The 16967-nt window shown below is 55.4% G+C and carries 19 protein-coding genes and 1 tRNA gene; 5 read left to right on the forward strand and 15 right to left on the reverse strand.

What is annotated here, in order from left to right; all coding sequences use genetic code 11:
* Positions 1-32: 32 nt before the first annotated feature.
* The 14 genes from ptsP to HPY30_10510 all read right to left on the reverse strand — a co-directional run bounded on the left by ptsP (position 33) and on the right by HPY30_10510 (position 11648).
* Positions 33-1763: a phosphoenolpyruvate--protein phosphotransferase gene (gene ptsP, locus HPY30_10445; protein QYZ66374.1), complete on the reverse strand. Its 1731-nt coding sequence runs from the start codon at positions 1761-1763 to the stop codon at positions 33-35.
* Positions 1760-2029, reverse strand: a complete 270-nt coding sequence (locus HPY30_10450; protein QYZ66375.1) for an HPr family phosphocarrier protein — start codon at positions 2027-2029, stop codon at positions 1760-1762. Before HPY30_10450 ends, ptsP begins: the two co-directional genes overlap by 4 nt.
* A gap of 179 nt (positions 2030-2208) precedes the next feature.
* Positions 2209-2610 (reverse strand): PTS fructose transporter subunit IIA, encoded by a 402-nt coding sequence (locus HPY30_10455; protein QYZ66376.1) that lies wholly within the window; start codon positions 2608-2610, stop codon positions 2209-2211.
* A complete protein-coding gene (rapZ, locus tag HPY30_10460; protein ID QYZ66377.1) occupies positions 2607-3473 on the reverse strand; it encodes an RNase adapter RapZ in 867 nt (288 codons plus the stop codon). Before rapZ ends, HPY30_10455 begins: the two co-directional genes overlap by 4 nt.
* Before the next feature lie 139 nt (positions 3474-3612).
* On the reverse strand, positions 3613-4560 hold the full coding sequence (gene hprK / locus HPY30_10465; GenBank protein QYZ66378.1) for an HPr(Ser) kinase/phosphatase: 948 nt from the start codon (positions 4558-4560) through the stop codon (positions 3613-3615).
* Positions 4557-5027: a PTS IIA-like nitrogen regulatory protein PtsN gene (ptsN, locus tag HPY30_10470; protein QYZ66379.1), complete on the reverse strand. Its 471-nt coding sequence runs from the start codon at positions 5025-5027 to the stop codon at positions 4557-4559. The genes hprK and ptsN overlap by 4 nt, the downstream gene beginning before the upstream one ends.
* Positions 5028-5045: 18 nt before the next feature.
* Complete coding sequence (raiA, locus tag HPY30_10475; protein QYZ66380.1) at positions 5046-5372, reverse strand: ribosome-associated translation inhibitor RaiA; 327 nt, start codon at positions 5370-5372, stop codon at positions 5046-5048.
* Between the two features lie 46 nt (positions 5373-5418).
* Positions 5419-6900, reverse strand: a complete 1482-nt coding sequence (locus HPY30_10480; protein QYZ66381.1) for an RNA polymerase factor sigma-54 — start codon at positions 6898-6900, stop codon at positions 5419-5421.
* Between the two features lie 210 nt (positions 6901-7110).
* Positions 7111-7836, reverse strand: coding sequence for an LPS export ABC transporter ATP-binding protein (gene lptB, locus HPY30_10485; GenBank protein QYZ66382.1), 726 nt, complete (start codon positions 7834-7836; stop codon positions 7111-7113).
* The gene (gene lptA, locus HPY30_10490; protein ID QYZ67998.1) at positions 7833-8321 is read right to left on the reverse strand and encodes a lipopolysaccharide transport periplasmic protein LptA; all 489 of its coding nucleotides are present in this window, start codon (positions 8319-8321) and stop codon (positions 7833-7835) included. The genes lptB and lptA overlap by 4 nt, the downstream gene beginning before the upstream one ends.
* 7 nt (positions 8322-8328) lie before the next feature.
* Positions 8329-8892, reverse strand: a complete 564-nt coding sequence (gene lptC / locus HPY30_10495; GenBank protein ID QYZ66383.1) for an LPS export ABC transporter periplasmic protein LptC — start codon at positions 8890-8892, stop codon at positions 8329-8331.
* A gap of 12 nt (positions 8893-8904) precedes the next feature.
* The gene (kdsC, locus tag HPY30_10500) at positions 8905-9426 is read right to left on the reverse strand and encodes a 3-deoxy-manno-octulosonate-8-phosphatase KdsC (protein ID QYZ66384.1); all 522 of its coding nucleotides are present in this window, start codon (positions 9424-9426) and stop codon (positions 8905-8907) included.
* Between the two features lie 123 nt (positions 9427-9549).
* Positions 9550-10548: a KpsF/GutQ family sugar-phosphate isomerase gene (locus HPY30_10505; protein QYZ66385.1), complete on the reverse strand. Its 999-nt coding sequence runs from the start codon at positions 10546-10548 to the stop codon at positions 9550-9552.
* Between the two features lie 131 nt (positions 10549-10679).
* Positions 10680-11648, reverse strand: a complete 969-nt coding sequence (locus HPY30_10510; GenBank protein ID QYZ66386.1) for a calcium/sodium antiporter — start codon at positions 11646-11648, stop codon at positions 10680-10682.
* 331 nt (positions 11649-11979) lie between these two features.
* Here HPY30_10510 and rplM point away from each other — a divergent pair, with 331 nt between their 5' ends.
* The 4 genes from rplM to HPY30_10530 all read left to right on the forward strand — a co-directional run bounded on the left by rplM (position 11980) and on the right by HPY30_10530 (position 14317).
* Positions 11980-12408: a 50S ribosomal protein L13 gene (rplM, locus tag HPY30_10515; GenBank protein ID QYZ66387.1), complete on the forward strand. Its 429-nt coding sequence runs from the start codon at positions 11980-11982 to the stop codon at positions 12406-12408.
* A 25-nt stretch (positions 12409-12433) separates the two neighbouring features.
* The gene (rpsI, locus tag HPY30_10520) at positions 12434-12823 is read left to right on the forward strand and encodes a 30S ribosomal protein S9 (GenBank protein QYZ66388.1); all 390 of its coding nucleotides are present in this window, start codon (positions 12434-12436) and stop codon (positions 12821-12823) included.
* Positions 12824-12863: 40 nt separating this feature from the next.
* Positions 12864-12937, forward strand: a tRNA-Gln gene (locus tag HPY30_10525).
* Between the two features lie 411 nt (positions 12938-13348).
* On the forward strand, positions 13349-14317 hold the full coding sequence (locus tag HPY30_10530; protein QYZ66389.1) for a porin: 969 nt from the start codon (positions 13349-13351) through the stop codon (positions 14315-14317).
* A 121-nt stretch (positions 14318-14438) separates the two neighbouring features.
* Here the strand turns inward: HPY30_10530 and rpiA are convergent, their stop codons facing one another.
* Positions 14439-15098 (reverse strand): ribose-5-phosphate isomerase RpiA, encoded by a 660-nt coding sequence (rpiA, locus tag HPY30_10535; GenBank protein ID QYZ66390.1) that lies wholly within the window; start codon positions 15096-15098, stop codon positions 14439-14441.
* A gap of 343 nt (positions 15099-15441) precedes the next feature.
* Between rpiA and ilvA the strand changes: the two genes are divergently transcribed.
* On the forward strand, positions 15442-16962 hold the full coding sequence (ilvA, locus tag HPY30_10540; protein ID QYZ66391.1) for a threonine ammonia-lyase, biosynthetic: 1521 nt from the start codon (positions 15442-15444) through the stop codon (positions 16960-16962).
* Positions 16963-16967: the final 5 nt, after the last annotated feature.

Below are 16967 nucleotides of genomic sequence, written 5' to 3' on the forward strand. Positions count from 1 at the left end.
TACCCCACCATGCCAAGCATCACCACAGTCTCCTAGCTAAACAGTTCTTCGAATAGCGTCAGTGGTGCCTCGTGATCCAGACGCTCTATGAAACTGGCAGCGCGCTTTGAGAGTTCCGGCAGATGACTGTTGCGCACCACCTCACGGCTCTCAAGCAGGGCGCCGGGCTGCATGCTCAGCTCAGTCAGCCCCATACCCAACAGCAGCCGGGTAAAAAGCGGGTCGCCAGCCATTTCGCCGCACATGCTGACCGGGATATTGTTTTGCTTGGCAGCGCTGATAGTGAGGGCAATCAGTTGCAGTACAGCAGGGTGTAGTGGGTCGAACAGGTAGTTGACCTCCTCGTCCATGCGGTCGACGGCAAGCGTGTATTGAATCAGATCGTTGGTGCCTATAGAGAGGAAGTCCAGTTTGCGGGCGAATGCCTGGGCAGAGATAGCTGCGGCCGGGATTTCGATCATGCCGCCGACCGGTATCTCCGGGTCGAAGGCCAGCTCCTCCTTTTGCAGGGTCTGTTTTGTCTGTTCGATGATTGTTAGAACTTCATTCACCTCAGCAAGACTTGAGAGCATAGGGATCATGAGGCGCACGGGTCCTTCGGCGGAAGCACGCAGGATGGCCCGCAGCTGGGGCAGGAAGAGTCCCGGCTCTTTCAGGCAGAGTCTGACCGCACGCAGACCCAGGGCCGGGTTTGCTGCGGGCAGGTAGCCGATGCCGTTGCATTCCAGAGTCTTGTCTGCTCCCAGATCAAAGGTGCGAATAGTGAGAAGTCTGCCCTGAAGTCCTCTCACTGCGTCGAGATAAGCATCGAGCTGCTCCTCCTCTTCCGGCGGAGCGGTGCGGTTCATGTAGAGAAATTCTGTACGGAAAAGCCCGACCCCATCTGCCCGATTTTCAAGCGTGGTGACGATGTCGTCAGGCAGTTCAATATTTGCCAGCAGACTGATCTGTGTGCCGTCGAGGGTGACCGCCGGAAGGTCGATGCCACGTCTTAACTCTGCTTCACGCGCTTCCCGCTGGCTGATGCGTTGATGGAAATGTTGCAGAATGGGACCGGTAGGATCGGCTAAGACAATGCCCTGGCTACCGTCCACCACCAACATCTCATCCTGTTGAAGCAGTTGACTGGCGTGGCGTATGCCCAGTATGGCGGGAATACCCAAACTGCGGGCCAGAATGGCCGTATGGGAGAGTGGTCCGCCGTATTCGGTGACGAAGGCAGCGACGCCTTGGTGTTTCAGCATGATGATGTCGGAAGGTGTAAGATCCCGGGAGACGATGATTCGCCCCCGCAGACTTTGCTTGTCTGGATGGCCGGCGCCCTGCAGGGCTCGCTGAATCTGCCCCACGACGTGGTCCACATCGTCCTTGCGCGTGCGCAGGTAGGGGTCATCCATCTCATCGAAGACCCGCACCAGTTCGTCCCGGCGCACCTGTAGCGCCCACTCGGCGGCAAAGTATTTTTGCTGGATCAGTGCGATCGGCGCCTTGCTGATTGCCGAATCCTCCATCATCAGGAGGTGTGTTTCGATGAAGGAGCTTATGTCTTGGGCAGTGTCGGACGGGATGTGTTGATGGACTCGCTGCAGCTCCTCTTTGGCATGCGCCAGTGCATGATTGAAGCGGGCTGTCTCATTTTCGACCTCGGAAGCCGGGATGGTGCGGGGAACGACCTCCAGAAAACTTTGCTGCAGTAGGAAGGCCTGGCCGATGGCCACCTCCCGAGAGGCTGCGATGCCGATCCCGTGGCAGGAGAGGGTCACTCATCCTCTCCAAAGCGGTTGTTTATCAGCGCCTCGATGGCATCAAATGCTTCGTTCTCATCATCTCCTGAGATGGTTAAGCTCAGTGTAGAACCCTGGCTCGCCGCCAGCATCATGACGCCCATGATACTTTTTCCATTGACCTGCTGACCGTTGCGTTTCAGGTGGACTTCGCTGCCGTAGCGGCTGGCGCATTTTACCAGTTTGGCGGCTGCCCTGGCGTGCAGGCCCAGCTTGTTGATGATGGTGACTTCTTTAAGGATCATGGCCAGTGAGTTATCGAAAATACTGAAGTAGGCCGGTTCAAGCGTAGCGGAACCGGCAACGTTATTTGTGTTCTATCAAGCCTGGATCGCCCGATCCGCTACGCCTGATCGGGCCTACGCCTGCAACAGTAACAAGCCCAGCTTCACAGTCGAGCTGAATGGTGATGTCTATTCAGGATCTATGCCGTTTCCGGTATGCGGCAACAGACAATGCCGTCCTTGCCGCCACTGATCGCCTTGCTGGTGAGCTCTTTCAGGTCGAGCGGTGCATAGTTCAGTACCCGTACCAGCATCGGAAGATTGATGCCTGCCACCACGTTGATTCGTCCCTCATCCAGCAGATCGTAAGCGATATTACTCGGGGTGGAGCCGTACATGTCGGTGAGTACCAGTACACCATCTCCCTGATCCAGCTGGGCGATCAGCTTCTGGGTCGTGGTGCGCAATTCATCCGGATCGCAGTCGGTGGTGACCGCCAGTGCCTCGGTGGAGAGTGGACAGACGCCCATCATGTTGACGGCTGTCTGCAGCAGGGTGTGTCCGACCTGGTTATGGGTGATGATCAGCAGGCCGATACTCATGACAGCTCCCGGTGACGGCTCAGTATCTTGTGGCCCTGGGATTTGAAATGGCGAAAGAGTTGGTCGGTAATGAAAACCGATCGATGCTGACCGCCGGTGCAGCCGATGGCGATGGTGAGATAGCTGCGCCCGTCCGCCTCGAAACGGGGTATCCACTCCTCCAGAAAACGGATCAGGTCATCTCGCATCTGCCTGGTGTCTTCGCTGTTTTCCAGAAATTGTGCTACCGGTCCGTCGAGACCTGTGAAGGGCCTCAGCTCTGCTTGCCAATGCGGGTTGGGCAGGCAACGCACGTCGAAGACGAAGTCGATATCACGAGGCACGCCATGTTTGAAGCCGAAGGACTCAACCAGCAGTGACACCTGCTGTTTGTCTCCGCTCACCCGGCCACGAATCAGGTCCCGCAGTTCATGTAGATTGGTGTGGGTGGTGTCTATACAGAGGTCGGCGTTGCTGATCAGGGGCTCGAGCAGAACCCGTTCACGCTTGATGGCCTCATCCAGGGAGATGTCCGCAGTGGAGAGCGGGTGTTTCCGGCGTGTCTCACTGAAGCGTTTGATCAGGGTGTCGCTCTGCGCCTCGAGAAATATCATCTCGCAGTTGATGCCTTGCTCACGCATCTTGGCGACCATCTTGGGCAGTCTGCCCAGTTTATCGGGTTGGCTGCGGGCGTCGATACCGACTGCGGAGGATTGAAATGCCGCTTCCGGTGCTTCGATCAGATGCTTGGAGAAAGCCTCAAAGAGGCAGACCGGCAGGTTGTCGATGCAGTAGTAACCCAGGTCTTCCAGGGTGTGCAAGGCGATGGATTTTCCTGAACCCGAGAGTCCGGTAAGGATGAGAAGTTTGGTGCCAGCTGTCATGGTTTACTGCACGTTGGTATTATTTTGGAGGCTGCAATATGGGTAGGGTAGCGCAATCTGTCGCCAGATAAAAAACTGGAGTGACATATTACAAATTAAAAGCCTATCCCGCAGCAGATATTTTGCACTGAAATTTGGGTTAATCCTGCTGCTGGTCGATGAAACGGCGTTGCCGCTGGGCAAAATCCTCAGCCGCATTGTAACCATCGATACGTAGCAGGTGTTGTCTGACCGCGGTTTCCACCAAAATCGCCAGATTGCGCCCTGCCGCCACCGGCAGCATTGTCTGGTGGATGTCGACGCCGAGCAGATTTTTCAATGAATGGTTGCCCTGGAGTCTGTCCATCTCCGCTACCTCATCGTCGTCGAGACACTGCAGATCAATGATCAGATGCAGGTTCTTTCGGGGTTTGACGGCGCAGTTTCCGAACATGACGCGGATATTGAGGATGCCGAGGCCCCGGACCTCCAGAAAATCCTTCAATACCGGAGGGCAGCTGCCGCTTAGCGTTTTGTTGTCGATGCGGGTGATCTCGGTGGCATCGTCGGCTACCAGACGATGTCCCCTGGAGATCAGTGCCAGGGCCAGCTCACTTTTACCTGCCGCTGCATCGCCGCTCAGCAGGACACCTTTGCCCAGTACTTCCAGGAAAACACCATGTACCAGAGTGGTTTCGGATTTGCGTTGATTGAGCAGGTGCTGCAACCGAGTGATGATCTCATGGTCTTCCGTCGGCGTGATCAGGAGGGGGATGCCGTTTTTTGTGGCGAGTTGGAAGCAATCTTTGCTGGGAGTACAGCCGTTGGAAAAGATGATGGCTGCTGGATTGGCGTCGAATAGTCGTTTGAGGCTTTTTCGGTGGTGGGCCTCGTCAAGCGACTGCAGGTGCCGCTGCTCCTGTGGGCCTATGACCTGTATCCGATTGGGCCGGATCATGTTCATCGGACCCACCGGGGGCTGGGTATCATCCTGCGCATCCACCGGGTGAATATGGCGATCAACAGACTGCCGGCCGCGGAACCAGCTGAGCGCCAGCTCTGTACCGTACTGGCTGATCAGATCATAAAGGGTGACGGGTGGGTTCATTGACCGGTGCTGGCACCATCCCGCAGACGGATGAGTTCGAAAATATCCTCTGCCGTTTCAGTTTTCCGTAGTTTGTCACAGAAACCGGCGTCGCTGAACATGGCAGCCAATTTGGCCAGAAGCTGCAGGTGCACTTCAGTCGCCTCTTCCGGCACCAGCATGGCAAAGGCCAGGTCGACCGGCTGCCCATCCACAGCGTCGAAATCGACTCCCCCCTGGAGCTGGATGAAAGCGCCGATCGCGTTTCTTACCTGTGGCATGCGGGCGTGGGGCAGGGCGATGCCCCGGCCCAGCCCGGTACTGCCCAGACGCTCACGCTGCAGCAGGCTGTCGAAGACCATGTCCTGAGTCAGCGCTGGAATCTCACCGGCCAGACGTTGGCCGAGTTCCTCCAGCACTCGCTTCTTGCTGCTGGCTTCGATCTGACAACCGATGCGTTCCTCAACAATAAAGCCGTCGGGAAACATGCAGACCTCGCTTCGCGTCTATTCTTCGGTAGCGTATTTGAGATCCACGCCACTGCCACGATGATTTTTCTGTTTCTCCTTGTGTTTGATTACCTGGCGGTCGAGTTTGTCGATCAAGGAATCGATGGCTGCATACATATCCTCCTGCACGGAGTCCGCGAAAACATGCGCGCCGTTGATGTGCAGTGTCGCCTCCGCCTTCTGACGCAGTTTCTCCACACTGAGGATGACATGCACATTGGTGACGTTGTCGAAGTGACGTTCCAGTTTTTCTAGTTTGATGTCGACGTAGTCTTTCAGAGAGTCAGTAATATCGATGTGATGACCGGTCAGGCTAATTTGCATAGTTAACTCCTGTTTCCGATGGGATTTTCCATCATTCTGCCTGTATTCATACCAGGCGTTTACGCTCGTTCGATGGCGGAATCGTCATCGACTCGCGGTATTTTGCCACTGTCCTGCGGGCAACATTGATGCCCTGTTCTGACAGTATAGTGGCGATTTTATTGTCGCTGAGCGGCTTTGTCTGCTTTTCGGCGGCAATCAGTTTTTTGATCAAAGCGCGGATTGCAGTGGCTGAGCACTCGCCGCCGGCGCTGGTGCTGACATGGCTGGAGAAGAAGTATTTAAACTCCAGGGTGCCACGGGGTGTGTGCATATATTTCTGCGTGGTGACCCGTGAAATGGTCGACTCATGCATCTCCAGCGCTTCGGCGATATCTCGCAGCACCAGGGGTTTCATCGCCTCGGCGCCGTGTTCGAAGTAGCCCTGTTGGACCTCGACGATTCTGGAGGCAACCCGCAGGATCGTGTCGTTGCGGCTCAGCAGGCTCTTGATGAACCAGCGGGCCTCCTGCAGGTGATTTTTCAGGAAGGTGTTGTCTTTACCCGAGTCGGCGCGGCGGATCAGCTTGGCATAGTCTGTATTGACCCGCAGGCGGGGGGCAGCTTCCGGGTTTAGTGCCACACGCCAGGTACCGTTGTGCCGGGTGACAAAGACGTCGGGAATGACATATTGAGGTTCCGACTCGGCGATCTGGCTGCCGGGATGGGGGTGCAGGGTACGAATCAGTTGGGTCATGCTGCTGAGCTCGTCGTCCGTAACCTTCATGCGGCGTTTGATCTGAGCCTGGTCCTGAGCGGCGAGCAGTTTGAAGAAGTCCTCGCAGAGGCGGATGGTCGGCTGCCGGTATGGCGTATCTTCTGGCAGCTGCCGCAGCTGAATCAGCAGGCACTCACGGGGGTCCTGCGCGGCCACCCCGGGTGGATCGAATGCCTGAATTCGATGGAGCACCGCTTCCACATCCTCCAGAGTCATCTCCTCGTCCTCCAGCGCATCGAGGATCTCTTCGGGGCTGGTGGCGAGATAGCCGTCTTCATTGATGCCATCGATGATCATGGTGGCGATGACGCGATCGGTAGGACAGAAAGGGGTGAGGTTCAACTGCCAGAGCAGATGGTCCTGCAGAGTTTGTGCCTGCCCTCGCTGAGCCAGGAAATCGCTGTCCATACTCTCGGCAGAGCTGTTGTTGGAGGGTGGCGTATAGCTATCGTAGACATCGGTCCATTCGCTGTCCACGGGCAGTTCTTCCGGCATCTCCGGGGATTCTGTCTGAACCTCGCGTTCGTTGTTTGTGTCATTGAGCTGTTCGGCGGTGGATTCCTGTTTTTCAGGTTTCTGCGCCGTTTCGTCACTATTCTGGCTGAATCGCTCAAACTCCTCTTCCGTCTCCAGAAGCGGATTTGTCTCCAGGGCCTCCTGTACCTCCTGGGAGAGGTCGAGCGTGGACAGCTGTAACAGGCGGATAGCCTGTTGCAGCTGTGGTGTCATTGTGAGGTGCTGTCCGAGTCGGAGCTGAAGGGTTTGCTTCATCTGCAGGTGATTAGGTCCATAAAACCTGGTACGTTATTTGTATGTATTTCCTGATTTCATTCTAGCCAAAAACAGAAGGTGCGGAAAACTTTATCGCAGCTTTCAGTTGTTCTGGATCATGAAATCGTTATTGAACTTGTCGGCAGCTGGCGTGATATCTGAATCGAGACGAGTAACCGCTTGAATTTTGTGGAAAAATTCCTCTCTTCATTACATGGAAAAATGCTCTCCCAGGTAGACAGAGCGAACTTCAGGGTTTGCCAGGAGATCCTGGGGCGTCCCCTCTGCCAGCACACTGCCTGCGTTTATGATGTAGGCGCGATCACAGATGTCGAGGGTCTCCCGCACATTATGGTCGGTGATCAGTACGCCAATGCCACGCTCTTTCAGATGCAGAATGATCTTTTTGATCTCCAGCACCGCGATGGGATCAACCCCGGCGAAGGGCTCGTCCAGTAGCACGAAACGGGGTTCGATGGAGAGTGCCCGGGCGATCTCAAGTCTCCGTCGTTCGCCGCCGGAGAGGCTCATGGCCATATTATCCCGCAGATGGGCGATACCGAACTCATCGAGCAGTCTGTCGCAGATCTCCTGGCGTCCCGCTTTTTTCAACGATTTGCGGGTCTCCAGGATGGCCAGGATGTTGTTTTCCACAGAGAGCCGCCGAAAGATCGAAGGCTCTTGGGCAAGATAGCCGATACCGAGCCGGGCGCGGCTGTGCATCGGCAGGTCGGTGACCTCACGTCCGTCTACCATGACGCTACCGTCGTCCGCCGGGATCAGACCCACGATCATGTAAAAACTGGTGGTCTTGCCTGCCCCGTTGGGACCGAGCAGTCCGACCACCTCGCCCTTGTCGACCTCCAGGGAAATCCGGTCAACCACCTTGCGGCCGCGGTACTGCTTCTCCAGGTTGGTGGCGAGCAACTGGGTCATGGTTTATCTTTTTTGGGTTCTATGACCACACGGACCCGCTTTTTGCCTTCGGCGCTGGCGCCTGCCTTGACCTGGGATTTTCCGCGCAGGTAGGTGATGCGGTCGCTGCGAAACTGATCCTTGCCCTGTTCCAGCAGCGCCTCCCCGATCAGGTAGATCTCATCCTTCCTGGCATAGTATTCGGTCCGTAGCGCCTGTCCGCGAGCCGTCTCGTCGCTGTCGTCCATGCGCTGCTGAAAGCGTACCGGCTTGCCGATGGCGAAGACCTTTTCTGTTTCGCCGTCAACACGATAGACCCATATTTTGTCGGCCCACAGTTTGGTGCTGCCTTGGGTGATGACCACGTTGCCCTCGTAGATGCTGACGCCTTTGGCGTCATCGATGTCCACGCTGTCTGCCTCCAGATACATCGGCTGATCTTTATCTGTACTGAGTGCGAGGCTGATGGCCGGCATGGACAGGGAGAGAACGAGCAGCAGACTCAAGAGCCGGTTATTGGGTTTCATAACGGCTTCGTACCTCGGATAGTAGTTTGATTCTGGCGGGTTCTTTGAACCAGCCCCGCATGCCGATGGAGGTGACCCAGTCCTGGCGACTATCGAGACGGAATGCGCCATCGGTTTCGGCGTAGGAGAGTTTGGGTTGCACCTTCAGGTCGAAGGTGATGATGTGATAGGGGCGGTTTTTCCCCTGCCCCTCCCGGTCAATGGATACCTTGCCGGGAAGGAAGATGTCTTCGCCATTGTTGGTGATACGAGCCTGCTCAGCGCGCAGCTTCCAAGGCGGGGTGACTGGATCGAACATCCACAGATGCGGATGTTCCAATTCTGCGCTGTCATCGTCCATGAAGTGGACCAGGTGCTCCGTTACCAGACGGTGTTTTGGGCTGCCTGTCTCACTATAGGTGGTGATCGTGAGATCTTCGGCGTAGTAGTCGGGGTGGTGTCCCGCGACCTGCTGGCGCTGCTGTTTCGGTTCTGTTATCTCGGCCAGCCACCAACTCAATCCTGCGATGGCGGCAGTGAACAGGACGATGGAGAGCGTATGACGATTCACCAGTGTAACGGCTTAAAGGTAGCTTTCCAGCGCAGACTGAAGATTGCCCTGGGCGTCCATCAGTAGTTCGCAGACATCCCGTCCGGCGCTGCGACCCCCCGCATGCGGGGTTTGCCAGTGGGCATGCTGGAGCACGAAGGGGTGTGCGTCATTGACCGCAATGGCGAGACCGACGCGGCGCATGATGGGCAGATCGACCACGTCGTCCCCCACATAGGCGACCTCTTCGTCTCTCAGGCCGAGCCGATCCCGCAACTGGAGATAGGTGGGTAGTTTATCCAGCTTGCCCTGGTGGACGTGTTTGATCCCCAGGCTATCCATGCGGATGCGCACCACTTCCGAGGAGCGGCCGGTGATGATGCCGATCTCTACACCGCTGGCCTGCAGCATCTTCATGCCGTGGCCATCCTGGGAGTTGAACGCCTTGTACTCCTGCCCGTCATCGCCGAGGAACAGACTGCCGTCGGTGAGTACACCGTCGACATCGAATATGACCAGCTTGATGTTGCGAGCCTTTTCCTGGATGTCCTGCACTTTCTCTCTCCGGTTTGTTAGGGCCGAGGTTAATAGGGCCAAGGGCCAAGGGCCAAGGACCAAGGGTAAGTTGTACCTCTTATCCCTTCCTAGGCCCTCGGCCCTATTAACCTAGGCCCTGTTCTACATAACGCCTGCGCGCAGCAGGTCGTGCATGTTGAATGCGCCGACCAGTTCACCTCGTCCGTTTACCACCAGCAGGCCGCTGATCTTGTTCTCTTCCATCAACTGCAGGGCTTCGGCAGCGAGCATCTCCGGCACCACCGTTTTACAGTTCACGGTCATCACCTCCGACACGCCCGCTTCGTGAATGTTCACTCTGTGGTCGAGGGTGCGGCGCAGATCCCCATCGGTATAGATTCCTGCCAAATCTCCTTGCCCGTCGACGACTGCAGTCATGCCGAGGCTTTTGGAAGACATCTCGATCAGTGCTGCGTTTAGGCTGGCATCGGTGGAGACCTTTGGAATCGCATCCCCGGTGTGCATGATATCACCGATATGCAGCAGCAGACGCCGTCCTAGACTGCCACCAGGATGGGAGAGGGCGAAGTCCTCGGCGGTAAAACCCCGCGTCTCAAGCAGGGCGATCGCCATGGCGTCACCCATTACCAGTGCAGCGGTTGTACTGGAGGTGGGGGCGAGACCCAACGGACAGGCTTCCTTCTCCACGCTGACATCGATGCTGACTTCCGCTTCGCATGCCAGTGTGGATTTCGGGTTGCCGGTCATGCTGATGAGCGGCACACCGAGGCGCTTTATCAATGGCAGGATGGTCAGCAGTTCGCCGGTCTCCCCTGAATTCGAGAGTGCAAGCACCACATCGCCGCTGGTGATCATGCCGAGATCGCCATGGCTGGCTTCACCTGGATGGACGAAAAAAGCGGGGCTGCCGGTGCTGGCGAGGGTAGCGGCGATCTTGCTGCCGATGTGCCCTGATTTTCCCATGCCGATTACCACTATGCGGCCGGGACACTCGATCATATAGCTGCAGGCGCGGGCGAAATCGTCGTCGATGCGTGCAGCCAGCGATGAGATGGCGGCAGCCTCGGTTTCGATCACTGCAAGTCCCAGGCTCCGGAGTCTGCCGGCCTCTTCCAGGGTGATCGGTTTGCCTTGTCTCATTGATCTCTCTTGATTTAACGTGAAAAACAGCCGTTCGCAGGCATGATCAAGCGTAGCGGATCAGACAGCAGGCTGTATTTGTCGGTTACGCGAGTTCGAACCGGTCTTCAGCGAACCTCTGTGTCCATGCGCTAGCTTAACGTAAAAAACAGCAGTGTCTGATAGCCGATAAAAGCGAGCAGCAGCAAAAAGCCTTCAATGCGGTTGATCTGCCCCTTTAGTTTCCCAAAACCATAGCCCATGGCAAAGAGCGCAAGGGTCAGTCCGATCATCATGGGTTGGTCCCGGTAGAGTGCGGCTTCGGAAAAGACTCCCGGCGCAATCAGTCCCGGCAGGCTCAGGACCGCCAACAGATTATAGAGGTTGGAACCGATGATGTTGCCGATGGCAAGGTCCTCCTCCCCCTTGAGGGCGCTGGCAATGCTTGCCGCCAGCTCGGGCAGACTGGTGCCCAGGGCGACGATGGTCAGGCCGATCACCAGATCGCTGATGCCGAAAGTGGTGGCGATATTGACTGCCCCCCAGACCAGCATGCGCGAACTTACCAGCAGGCAGATAAGCCCGAGTACCAGCCAGAAGATCGCGCGACGGGTGGGCATGTCGTGAGGGATTTCGGCATCGAACTCGTCGGCTATCGGGTCGGTTGGAGAGCCGGTTTTTGCGATGCGGATCATCCAACCGAGCACGGCGATCAGGACGACAATCAGGATGAGACCGTCGAGTCGGCTCAGATCTCCGTCCAGCATGAGCAGCAGGCTGAGGCCGGTCACGCCCAGCAGCAGGGGGTACTCCCTCTTTAATACGCTGGAGTGGACGGTAAGAGGCACGATAAGCGCGGTAGTGCCAAGGATCAGGCCGATGTTGGCGATATTCGAACCCAGTGCGTTACCGATTGCGAGGCCGGGATTGCCATCGAGCGATGAGACGACCGAGACCAGAATCTCCGGTGCGGATGTGCCGAAGCCGACAATGGTGAGTCCGATCAGCATCGCAGACACACCCAGGTTGCTGGCCAGAGCGGCGGCGCCGATGACAAAGCGATCGGCACCCCAAACCAGGATGGCAAGTCCAACGAGAATGGCAAGTGAGTCGATCAGCATCTCTTTTCTTATAAGGTTTATTGTGTTGTCGGGAAAGGGCGCAATTTTTTCAGACCCGGAGGGGAAAGTCCAAAGAGATGTTGGCCAGGTTGCTCGCTGAGCTTGACATGTCGATAATAATATCAGATAATTCTAACATACTGATTACCTGCTGATGGCAAGTGTCAGTACTCCTCCATCCTCCTAAAATGGTGGCTATATTTAAGCGCAACGTCCTCCGCTGCGCTTTTTTTTTGCCGGCGGCGAATGAGGTCTTGTTTCCTGTCTGATCATCCGGTACTATTCGCCGTCTTTTTCGGACGATAATAGTTCTCCATTGGAGCGACTCGGTATGACAACCGTTAGTGCAAAACCGGCTGAGGTACGCCGCACCTGGTACCTCGTGGACGCAACCGACAAGACGCTCGGTCGCCTCTCCACTGAAATTGCTCGCCGCCTGCGCGGTAAGCATAAGCCTGAATATACCCCTCATGTGGACACCGGGGATTACGTCGTTGTAATCAACGCGGAGAAGATCCATGTGACCGGCAACAAGATGTCGGGCAAGATATATCACCATCACACCGGTTATATAGGCAACCTTAAGTCGATCAGCCTGGAAAAGCTGCTGGACAAGGCGCCGGAGCGGGTGATTCAGCATGCCGTCAAGGGCATGATGCCTAAGAATCCTCTGGGCCGCGCCATGTTCAAGAAGCTGCGCGTCTTTGTAGGTCCCGAACACACTCATCAGGCCCAGCAGCCACAGCCGCTGGACATCTGATCACCATTTTCATCAGGTAAAACCGATGGCAGATATTCATTACAGCACCGGCCGCCGCAAAAGTTCAGCAGCCCGGGTCTTCCTGACCTCCGGCAGCGGCAGCATCGTTGTCAATAGTCGTCCCCTGGACGAATATTTTGGTCGTGAAACAGCGCGTATGGTCGTGCGTCAACCTCTGGACGTCACCGCAACACTCGACAAGGTTGATATCATGGTCACCGTAAAAGGCGGTGGCACTACTGGCCAGGCGGGCGCCATTCGTCATGGCATAGCGCGTGCACTTGATCTATTCGACGAGTCGCTTCATGTTGGTCTGCGCAAAGCCGGATTCCTGACGCGTGATGCCCGTGAGGTCGAGCGTAAGAAAGTCGGTCTGCACAAGGCGCGCAAGCGTCCTCAGTTCTCCAAGCGCTGATCCGACTCTGTTCAGGCATATCGCCGGAACGCCAGTTTACTGGGGATTCGTCTAATGGCAGGACAACGGACTCTGACTCCGTTTGTAGAGGTTCGAGTCCTCTATCCCCAGCCAATAAAATAAACCCGCTTTGGCGGGTTTTTTTATTTTAGGGCCAAGGGCCAAGGGCCAAGGGCCAAGGGCCAAGGGCCAAGGGCCAAGGGCCAAGGTGGCGATCCTCGGCCCTATTTTTCCCATTTGCAATTTAGGTCACAAGGCTTGTTTTTAGCGTGCCTGAGGAAAAAGTGAGCATGATGCCGGAAAGATGTTGTTGGATAAATTATATTGGGAATTCGAGGAAATGATGGTAACTCACGGAATCATTGGATTTTAATTGCTTGTCTTAGGTGTGATGTGTTTATTTTACAACAAAATTACCACATGTGATTTTTTTACAAAAAAGACTTGCAATACAGAGCGGGCTTATCTAATATTGTCAGCGAACGTACAGAATTTATTCCTAACTCATCTTGGAGTTTTTTAAAAATGAAGAAAATCCTTTCTTTCGCAATTGCTGCTGCTCTGGTTGCCCCCGCGGTTGCCATGGCTGATTCCACCATCTACGGTAAGGTTCGTGTTGCTTCTGACAAGTGGACTCACGATTCTGATATCGATGCATGGGGCATGCAGGACCAGGCTTCCCGTCTCGGCATCAAGGGTTCCGAAGATCTGGGCAACGGTCTGAAGGCCATCTACCAGATGGAGTTCGGCATGGCTGCAGGTTCTGCATTCAACTGGAGCGGCCGTAACGCTTTCGTTGGTCTGGCTGGTGGTTTCGGTACCGCTGTTGCCGGTCGTCACGACACCCCTCTGAAGATGTCCACCGGCAAGCTGGATCTGTTCGCAGATACCGCAGCTGACTACGATCAGGGCGGCAACCACACCAACCTGTTCATGGATCGTCGCGTTGACGGCGCCATCGCATACATCTCTCCCTCTTTCTCTGGTTTCACCGTTGCCGGTGCAGTCGTACAGACTCTGGCTACCGAAGACTTCCAGGATGCTTACTCCATCGCTGGTATGTACAGCAATGGCCCCTTCTACGGTGCCATCGCTTACGAGCAGCTTGATGAAGATAACTTCGGCGCACCTGCTGAGAACGAGACTCAGTTCCGCATCGGCGGCGGCGTTTTGGGTTGGAACAACATCAGCGTGACTGGTGTTTACGAGACGCGTTCCGACATCGGTGGTAGCGCCAATGAGGACAAGAAGACCTACCAGCTGTCTGGCGCGTACGACATGGGCATGCACCGCATCAAGGGCATGTACGGTTCTGCTGACTTCGACAACACTGCAGGTACCGACTTCGATACTTATGCTATCGGCTACCAGTTCAGCTTCAGCAAGCGTACCGATGCACAGGTTCTCTACAATGCTCGTGACGTAGACGACGCAGCTGGTGCACCCAGCACCGACAGCAGCGTTCTTTCTCTGCAGCTGAACCACAACTTCTAAGTCTTACTTAGTGAGTGGTTGAAGACGGGGCCTTCGGGCCCCGTTTTTTTTGCCCCAAGAAAAAAGGGCCGAGGATCAAGATTCCGATCCTCGGCCCTTGGCCCTATCAACCTCGGCCCTCTTATTTGGGCAGCACTGTCTTGACGCCGTCCCCGGTGCCAAGGATCAATACGTCTGCACCGCGCATGGCAAAGAGACCGGTGGTGACTACGCCGGCGATGGCGTTGATGCGGTTCTCCATCTCGATGGGTTTCATGATCTCCAGATTGTGAACATCCAGGATGACATTTCCGTTGTCGGTGGTGAAATCTTCGCGCCAGACCGGGGTGCCGCCAAGCTTGACCAGTTGGCGGGCCACATGACTGCGGGCCATGGGGATGACCTCCACCGGCAGGGGGAACTTGCCCAGTATGTCCACAAGTTTGCTACCGTCTGCGATGCAGACAAACTTTCTGCTGGCGCCCGCGACGATCTTCTCGCGGGTCAACGCGCCACCACCGCCCTTGATGAGGGCCAGATTGTGATCGGATTCATCTGCGCCATCCACATAGATATCGAGTTCTCCTGCAGCGTTAAGATCCATTACCGGAATGCCGTGTCCCTTCATGCGCTCGGTCGAAACTTCGGAGCTTGAAACTGCGCCATCAATTTTATGCTTGATGGTGGCAAGGTAGTCGATGAAATGGTTGACTGTTGAACCGGTACCTACCCCGACGATGCCGCCATCGACATACTCCAATGCGGCCTCTGCGGCCATTTTTTTCATGTCGTCTGCATTCATGCGCTAACTCCTTAACTAACGACTGCAAGTTGTGGGATTCGGATTGGAAGCCCGGCTGACTGCTTTGTCGATATTATCTAACGTTTATCGGATTTTGGGGGTTATCATACCGATGCACCTCATTGATGTCAGGGTAACTATTCAGCTTGGTCCTGAAAATGTGCTTTTTTGTAGGTTGGGTTAGATGCGCATTGCTGCAAACTATCATTTTGTTGCCAAACTTCGCGCGCAATCTGCAGTGCCGTATTTGGACCCTGTGCGAACGTGCGACTAACCCGAGCTACATTGAGTTGTGCTGAACAGTTACATGTCAGGTGCGGCAATCTCACACTGGAATAGAATAATGCCTCAACGATATATAGAAAAAATCCTCCGTGCGCGGGTCTACGATGTGGCACATGAGACGCCTCTGGATCTTGCTCCGCTGCTCTCTGCGAGGATGGAGAACCGGGTCTTTTTGAAGCGGGAGGATCTGCAGCCGGTCTTCTCATTCAAATTGAGAGGCGCCTATAACAAGATCCAGAGCCTTTCGCCGGAGGCGAGGGGGAAAGGGATCATTGCTGCATCGGCTGGAAATCATGCCCAGGGTGTTGCTCTGTCGGCCCGCAAGCTGAAAATTCAGGCGCTTATTGTCATGCCGCGTACGACGCCGCCCATCAAAGTGCAGTCAGTACGTAACCTTGGAGCAAAAATCGTATTGGCCGGGGATTCCTATGATGAAGCCTATGCCCACTCCCAGAAGTTAGCGGAGGAGAAGGGATTGACCTACATTCACCCCTTTGATGATCCGGAGGTGATTGCGGGTCAGGGCACGATCGGGATGGAGTTGTTGCGGCAGCATCCGGAGCCGCCGATGGCAATCTTTGTTCCGGTGGGCGGTGGGGGGTTGATTGCCGGGATTGCATCCTATGTCAAATATGTACGGCCCGAGGTGAAGATTATCGGAGTTGAGCCGGATGATGCGCCGACACTTTATCGGGCGATGGAGGCTGGGCGCAGGGTCAAACTTAAGCAGGTGGGAATATTTGCGGATGGCGTGGCGGTCAGGCAGATAGGAAAAGAGAGTTTTCGTGTGGCCCGCAAGCTTGTGGATGAGGTGATTTTGGTCAATGCAGATGAGATATGTGCTGCGATAAAGGACGTTTTTGACGACACGAGAACTATAGCTGAGCCTGCTGGTGCGCTGTCGGTTGCGGGGTTGAAAAAATATGTGAAGCGCGAAGGCATCAAAGGGACTGACCTGATCGCCATAGAGAGCGGTGCCAACATCAATTTTGATCGTCTGCGCCATGTTGCCGAGCGAGCGGAATTCGGCGAACGCAGAGAGGCGCTTTTTGCGGTGCAGATTCCTGAGCAGCCGGGAAGCTTTCATCGGTTTTGCAAAGTAATAGGCAAACGCAGTATCACTGAGTTCAACTATCGTTATGCCAGTGACCGAACCGCACAGATATTCGTCGGTGTGGAATTGAGCGACGGGGATCGGGAGAGGGAGGAGTTGGTTGCCAGGTTTGAGAAGAAATCCTATCCCATTGTCGACATGACCGACAATGAAACTGCAAAACTACACATCCGCTACATGGTGGGTGGACATGCCAAGGGTGTTGAAAACGAGATGCTGGTGCGGTTTGAATTTCCTGAGCGCCCTGGTGCCTTACTCTATTTTCTTGCCAACCTTGGCAAACGCTGGAACATAAGTTTGTTTCACTATCGAAATCACGGTTCAGCCTATGGACGTGTACTAATGGGTATACAGATTCCATCGGGTGAAAAAGGTGATTTCAGGAAAATGCTGAAAGACCTGGGTTACACTTTTTGGGAAGAGAGTGATAATCCAGCATATCAACTATTTGCGGGTGTTGATTGACGCGT

It is taken from the genome of Gammaproteobacteria bacterium (ex Lamellibrachia satsuma), from assembly GCA_019623805.1.
Taxonomy (GTDB): domain Bacteria; phylum Pseudomonadota; class Gammaproteobacteria; order Chromatiales; family Chromatiaceae; genus QGON01.